This window comes from Streptomyces flaveolus (assembly GCF_000716535.1).
Classification (GTDB): domain Bacteria; phylum Actinomycetota; class Actinomycetes; order Streptomycetales; family Streptomycetaceae; genus Streptomyces; species Streptomyces flaveolus_A.
Map to the genome: position 1 here is coordinate 1 of NZ_JNWV01000143.1, position 1,220 is coordinate 1,220.

Annotated in this window: 2 protein-coding genes; both read right to left on the reverse strand. The window is 72.0% G+C overall.

The window, feature by feature from the left end:
• Positions 1–741, reverse strand: a 741-nt coding sequence (locus OO52_RS45570; protein ID WP_280923326.1) for a condensation domain-containing protein, incomplete at its 3' end; no start/stop codon positions are given.
• Positions 741–1,220: hypothetical protein (locus tag OO52_RS46495; RefSeq protein ID WP_158712712.1), on the reverse strand; the 480-nt coding region annotated here is incomplete at its 5' end. The genes OO52_RS45570 and OO52_RS46495, both read right to left, overlap by 1 nt.

The following is a 1,220-nucleotide window of genomic DNA, read 5'->3' on the forward strand; positions in this document are numbered from 1 at the left end:
GTACTGCACCGGCAGCGCAGACCACTCCGGCACCCGCCCCTCCACCCGCGCCGTATAGGCACGCGTCAGGTCAGCGGCCAGCGGGCCCAACGACCACCCATCACCCGCGATGTGATGCACGACCAGAAGCAGTACGTACTCCTGCGCCGAGAGTTCGAAGAGGTCGGCGCGCAGCGGGGTTTCGGTCGCCAGGTCGAAGGGGTGGCGGGCGGCCGACTTCAGGGCGGCCGGCAGTTCGGCCTCGGTCGTGGGGTGCACGGTGAGGTGCGGGACGGCCGCCTCGGGTGACAGCACCTGCTGGCAGGGGACGCCCTCGGCCTCGGGGAACACCGTCCGCAGGCTTTCGTGCCGGGCTACCACGTCACCGAGGGCCGCCCGCAATGCGTCACGGTCCAAATCGCCGATCAGCCGCAGGGCCAGTGGGATGTTGTAGGTGGCGCTCGGCCCCTCCATCTTGTGGATGAACCACAGCCGGCGCTGGGCGAAGGACAGCGGCATGACGTCGGGTCGCCTGCGGACGGTGAGGGCCAGGCGTCCGGGGGCGGCGGTGTCGAGGAGCTCCGCCACCGCGGCCGGCGTCGGACCCTCGAACAGTGCGCGCAGCTCCAGTTCCACGCCGAATGCGGCGCGGATCTGGGCGATGAGGCGGGTGGCCAGCAGCGAGTGCCCGCCCAGGTCGAAGAAGTCGTCCTCGACACCGACCCACGGCAGCCCCAACACCTGCGCGAACAGATCGCACACTAGTCGGGCAGATGGTCGCGCGTGTGCTCACGGAGCTTGGTGACCAGGGCACCGGTGCCGCGGCGGGCTGCGGGGTTGGTGGCCCACGTGGACAGGGGTGCGGCGGAGGCGCTGGTGGGGAGCGCGGCGTAGGTGCCGACGGGGGCGCGGCCGGACAGCCGGGTCCGGTCGACGAAGACGACGTCCACGGTGTCGGTGTCCTGGGTGTTCCAGGTGATGCCGGTCCAGTAGCCGTGCTCCTCGCCCAGGGCGGGGAAGGCCTCAAGGCCGATGGGTGAGGCGGTGGGGCGGCCGGGCAGGGGTGCGCCGTCTTCGAGGGCCTGCCGCACGGCGAGTTCGTGGACGAGGCGGGGGTTCGGGACACCAGTCAGGCGGAGTTCCGCGGGCCGTTCGGCCGCCAACTGTTGCCTCAGCTCGTCGAGGTTGGCTTGGGCGTCGGCGTGCGCGAGCCAGGGGCGGGTGGGGGCGTCGTCGAGGGG